Genomic DNA, 4,941 nt, shown 5'->3' on the forward strand with positions numbered 1-4,941 from the left:
GCCATCGGGGTCTTCGCGCAGTTCGACCCAAGGCAAATGCAGTTCGGATAGGGCAAGGCGCGTCCGGTCCGGCAAATCGTCGAGCGATTGCAAAAAGTCACTGAAGCTCACCCCGCCAAAGCGCAGCAAACGCCGCACAGCCTCATAGCCCGGTTGCGCCACAAGAAAGGTGCCGACGTCTTCCATCACCTCGGCCCGGGGTCGGTCCAGCACGTCGCAGACCGCCTCAAGGACAGCCGGGGTGACGTGATCCGAATAGGTCAGCATCGCCTCGAATTCGGTAAAGTCCAACCCGGCCCGAGAGGCCACCTCGACCCAAAGTCTCTGCCCGTAGTTGGCACAAAAGTAGTTCTGAATGCTGCGGTTGATAAGCCCGTGCATGACTGCCTCATTCCCATTTTTCCCGAGAGCAGATTGCCGTTGCAGTGGTTAAGATTGGCCTGATGAATACAGTTGTCAGGAAATTGCGTCGCCCACCCGGCCACGCCAAGCCCGGAATCGCACCCGGAACCGCCGCCACATTCCGCGCGTTCGGTAATGGAGAGAAGAGGCGACGCCCCGCCTTTCCCCCAGCCAGTGAGGAGCATATCCATGAGCGATGATCCCAAACACCCGAAAGACGAAGACAAGACACCGCCCAAGAAACCTCAAAAAGACCTGCACCGCCCCGAGGCCACATTGGACGAAGCCCCCGCAGGAAGCCCCAACGCCGAAGAACGCTCGCGGCTATCGGACTGAGGGTCTGGGTCTGACCTTGGTGTCAGACCTCAAGTAAAAAAGGGTGTCTAAATATGAGCAATGACGTCACAGCCCCCCGGCAGCACAGCGCGCCGGGGTTTATGATTTGTCTGGGCTGGGTCGCCATCCTTGGCTGTGTGATATTCGCCGTCTCGATCCTGATCGCGGATTTTGTGGTGCCGAATCATGACTGGATTGCCGACACGATCAGCGATTTGGGTGCGGGGCGGTATGAATTTATCGTCGACATCGGCATCTATGCCTTCTCCTCCGCGCTAATTGCCTGTGCCCTGCTTTGTGCCCATGTGCATTTTGGCGATCGGTGGTGGAGCATCGCCACCATTGGCCTTGCCCTTCTGGGGCTCATCGTTTTTCTGGTCGGCGCAAGAAACGAATACGGGGACCGCGATTCCGATGGCGTGGTGATCCATGTCTATCTGGTCTACGCGCTTGGGCTGATTATGCTCGCCGTGCCTTGGCTGCTGTCGAAAGGTTTCGCTGATATCTCTGCGTTCCTTGCCAAGGCGCTCAAGGTGATCTCGCTTCTGTGGCTGGTCTCCGCCCCGCCGTTCTTCTTCCTGCCCACCGGGATCGACGGCATCTATGAGCGCTATCTGGGGCTGATTGCCATGGCGATGGTGGTGCTTTTGGGGCGGTTCTTTATCCAGCGGGGCAAGGCATTGAACGGGGGGCACGGGTGATGTTCTTCGACCACGTTCCGCTCGATATCCTCGCCCGTGCGCTTTTGCTTTCTGCCATTGCGCTGACTTGGGTGGTCTTTGTGGTCCGCGTGATCGGGCTGCGTACTTTCTCAAAGATGACAGCCTTTGACTTCGTCGCCACGGTCGCCACGGGCTCGCTGCTTGCCGGGGCCTGTCAGGCCACCACTTGGCCAGAGTTTGCGCAGCCGACCTTGGCCATTTCCGCCCTGCTCGGTGCGCAATTCGTCATTGCAAAGCTGCGGCAAGCCTCTGACGGGTTTGAGGAAGTCGTGCAGAACGAGCCCGTGATCCTGATGCGCGACGGTGTGATCTTTGATGCAGCCCTGCGCGATACCCGCGTCGCGCGTGCCGACCTGATAGCCAAGCTGCGAGAGGCCAATGCGCTGCGCTTTTTAGACGTGCGTGCCGTTGTGTTGGAGACCACGGGCGATATCTCGGTCCTGCACGGCGATACCCTCGAACAGGAAATTCTCGAGGGTGCGCGGGTGATTAAGGACTAAGCCGACCTTAAATCAAGCGCCCCGGCAAATGGCCGATATCCGGCAAGACCAGATCGGCGTGCGGGGCAAGCTCTTCCGCTGTGGCCGGTCCGGTCAACACCGCGATCCGCCCCATGCCCGCCACGCGCGCGGCTTCCAGATCATGAATGCTATCGCCGACCATCGCGAGGGAGGAGGCCGGCAGGCCCACATGCGCCGCAAAGGCGTGCAATTGCCCCGGAGATGGCTTGCCCCCGTGCCCACTGTCGAACCCTGCGATGAAGTCGAACATATCAACCACCCCCGCCGCCAGCAGATGTGCCCGCGCAGGGTGTTCCGCATCGTTCGTCGCCACGCCGAGCCGAAGACCCCGGTCGCGGAGCCCTTGCAAAAACGGTCTGAGCGGCACCGCCTCGCGCTGCGGCGCGCGGGCCGCTTCAGCATTGATTGCCTCAAGAAGATCCGAAGGCCGCCGTTCAGGGAAATGCGGGGCCAAGGCATCGACCACCTGCTGCGGCGTGCCAGCGATGGCGATACTGTCAGGGGCAAAGCGGCGGGTGGCAAGGTCAAAGCCGATGTCTGCGCCGATCCGCGCGGCCATTTCACGCTCCCCATCACAGACCCGCAGCAAGAAGGCTTCGGCCCAAGGTTCCCAAGTCGCGGCAAAGTCAAAAAGGGTGCCGTCCTTGTCAAAGAGCAGACCCTTAACGTTTCTTAAGTCCAATGCACCTGCTCCCCACCGGGCAGCGCCGCGCGGGCTTGCATGATCCGTTCATAGGGTATCGACAGATGGTCGCAAAACCCGATGACCCAGGCATCATCCATCATCAGAAAATCCAGCACAGCGCCTAGGAAAATAGGGTCACTGGCCTGTTTCGTTAGGTCCGCTTCGGACGCGCCCGTGCTGCCCAGAAACACCGGCAATAGATCATCATTCGCCGCGAGCCAGCCCAGCGCCTGAAGCGCCAAGGTTTCGGCGGAGTCTTGGGTATAGGACATTGAAAACCGTCTTTTGCTGAAGGTTGGAAACCCTTTGTTAACCATTAAGGGGCAAAGACAGTCTCATCAAACTGATTTGTACGGTGAAGGAGCTGTCGTGCAAGGGACCATCCTTATTGCAGATGCGATTGCAACCAATCGGATCGCCCTCAAGGTCAAGCTCTGTGCGGCATACTATCACGTCGTGCAGGCAGAGAATATGGAAGAGGCTTTGACCTGCGTGCGGGACAACCCGCCGGATCTGGTGATCTGTGCCCTGACCCTGCCGGGTGGCGGGGCGGCGGACCTATGCCACGCGCTCAAGACCTCCGGCGATAGCGCGCAGCTTCCGGTGCTGGCCATCGGCAACGCCGATCAGGCGGTGGATAGGTTCGCCGCGCTCGAAGCGGGGGCGAACGACGTGTTGCTCAAACCGCTTGATTGCACGCTATTGCTGGGCCGGGCGCGCAGCCTCATCCGTGCCCGCAATGCGGCTGACGAATGGGAAATGCGCGATGATACGTCACGCGCGCTTGGGTTGGCGGAACCCGCGGCTGAATTCGCGGCGGAATTCACAGCCCGCAGCCACTGTGTAATTATCCATTCCGTCAGCGCGATGAGCGTGAATTGGGCCAAACACCTCCGCCCCCAACTGCGCGCGCGCCTCACCCTTGCCAACCCGGAGGAGGCCATTCGCGCCGCCGCCGCAAACGGGCCGCCAGACGCCTTTGTATTGGTCCTGCCTCAAGATCCCGTGCCTGCCACGGCGGCTCTGCGCCTGATCTCGACGCTACGCGCCAATGCGCAGACCCGCCACACCGGGCTGCTGGTGGTGCAACTGGCCCCGGATGCGGCGCTTGCTGCCACTGCCCTAGATCTGGGGGCAGACGATCTGATGACCGAAGGCTTCAACCCCGCGGAAATGGCCCTGCGTCTTCATGCGATCTTGCGGCGCAAACGGATGACGGACCAACTTCGCGATACGGTACGCACAGGGCTGAAGGCTGCCGTTTTCGACCCTCTGACGGGGCTGCACAATCGCCGCTATGCCCTGCCCCATCTGGATCACATCGCGGAACATGCCCTTGAAACCGCCCGCCCCTTTTCGGTAATGGTCGCCGATCTGGATCATTTCAAAGGCATCAACGACCGCTATGGCCATGCTGCGGGGGATTCGGTGCTGGTGCAAACGGCGGAACGGCTGCGCAACAATCTGCGCGGCATGGACCTTGTCGCGCGGATTGGCGGGGAGGAATTCCTTATCGTCATGCCGGGGACCAACCTTGCGGATGCCGAAAAAACGGCGGCGGCGGTCTGTGCCGATATCGGCAATCGCGGCTTCGTCGTTCCCAGCACTCCCCTACCGATACATGTGACCATCAGCATCGGTCTCTCCGTCGGCCCGATGGAGGAAGAGGGCCGCCCGCTATCCTCGGAAGCGTTGATGGCTCAGGCGGATCAGGCCCTCTACGCTGCGAAAACCCACGGTCGAAACCGGGTGAACCTGAGCCGCCCCGCGGCTTGAACCTGAGGCCCAGAACGAAACCAGGACCAAAGGCGCCGGACGCCCTTCTGTCGGGCAAGTGTCAGTCGCATTCGCGGCGCCGGTTGCGTTTAGGACAAGGTGAAAGTCCTGTTGAGGGTGTTAGGTTTGCATAGTCCACTGACCACCGCCGGGTCTTCGTAAGCAGGCAATCGCAATCAACGTCCCCTTCGATGCCGGTCCTTTGCCAACCTTCCACCCGCATCCGACCTCTGCCTCTGCCTCTGCCTCTGCCTCTGCCTCTGCCTCTGCCTCTGCCTCTGCGAAAAGGACGCGATATAAATGAGCCAGCCTCAACCAAAGATTGCATTGAACACAAACCTTCCTTAGCGTAACGCAATGCAACAGGATCGGCCCCTTATCGGAATAGCCCTGATGATGGGCTTCTGCATCGTAGCGCCCGTGGGCGATGCGGTGGCCAAGCTACTGGGCGCTTCGGTCCCCTTGGGACAGGTGGTGCTGCTCCGCTTCGCCCTTCAGG

At 60.7% G+C, this 4,941-nt stretch carries 7 protein-coding genes and 1 pseudogene; 5 read left to right on the plus strand and 3 right to left on the minus strand.

Annotation, left to right across the window (positions count from 1 at the left end):
- A partial coding sequence (locus tag A3722_RS15785) for a heme NO-binding domain-containing protein (protein WP_067916291.1) occupies positions 1–381 on the minus strand: 381 nt, incomplete at its 3' end.
- Positions 382–591: 210 nt separating this feature from the next.
- Here A3722_RS15785 and A3722_RS24365 point away from each other — a divergent pair.
- From A3722_RS24365 to A3722_RS15795, 3 genes are read left to right on the plus strand one after another with little or no spacing between them, the layout of a single operon-like run.
- A complete protein-coding gene (locus A3722_RS24365; RefSeq protein WP_161487393.1) occupies positions 592–738 on the plus strand; it encodes a hypothetical protein in 147 nt (48 codons plus the stop codon).
- 53 nt (positions 739–791) lie between these two features.
- Positions 792–1,439 (plus strand): DUF998 domain-containing protein, encoded by a 648-nt coding sequence (locus A3722_RS15790; protein ID WP_067626540.1) that lies wholly within the window; start codon positions 792–794, stop codon positions 1,437–1,439.
- Positions 1,439–1,960 carry a DUF421 domain-containing protein gene (locus A3722_RS15795; RefSeq protein WP_067626542.1) on the plus strand — a complete coding sequence of 174 codons (522 nt, stop codon included), beginning with the start codon at positions 1,439–1,441 and terminating at the stop codon, positions 1,958–1,960. The genes A3722_RS15790 and A3722_RS15795 overlap by 1 nt, the downstream gene beginning before the upstream one ends.
- Positions 1,961–1,967: 7 nt before the next feature.
- Here the strand turns inward: A3722_RS15795 and A3722_RS15800 are convergent, their stop codons facing one another.
- Both A3722_RS15800 and A3722_RS15805 read right to left on the minus strand, forming a co-directional pair.
- Entirely contained in the window at positions 1,968–2,663 is a 696-nt protein-coding gene (locus A3722_RS15800) for an HAD family hydrolase (RefSeq protein ID WP_067626543.1), read from the minus strand.
- On the minus strand, positions 2,654–2,938 hold the full coding sequence (locus A3722_RS15805) for a DUF3572 domain-containing protein (RefSeq protein WP_067626544.1): 285 nt from the start codon (positions 2,936–2,938) through the stop codon (positions 2,654–2,656). Before A3722_RS15805 ends, A3722_RS15800 begins: the two co-directional genes overlap by 10 nt.
- 97 nt (positions 2,939–3,035) lie before the next feature.
- Here A3722_RS15805 and A3722_RS15810 point away from each other — a divergent pair, with 97 nt between their 5' ends.
- Together A3722_RS15810 and A3722_RS24885 are read left to right on the plus strand one after the other, a co-directional pair.
- Entirely contained in the window at positions 3,036–4,442 is a 1,407-nt protein-coding gene (locus A3722_RS15810; protein WP_067626546.1) for a diguanylate cyclase, read from the plus strand.
- Between the two features lie 357 nt (positions 4,443–4,799).
- Positions 4,800–4,941, plus strand: a pseudogene (locus A3722_RS24885) (DMT family transporter); the annotation flags it as partial.

Origin of the sequence: Sulfitobacter sp. HI0027, assembly GCF_001634775.1 — a bacterium.
Lineage (GTDB): Bacteria > Pseudomonadota > Alphaproteobacteria > Rhodobacterales > Rhodobacteraceae > Sulfitobacter.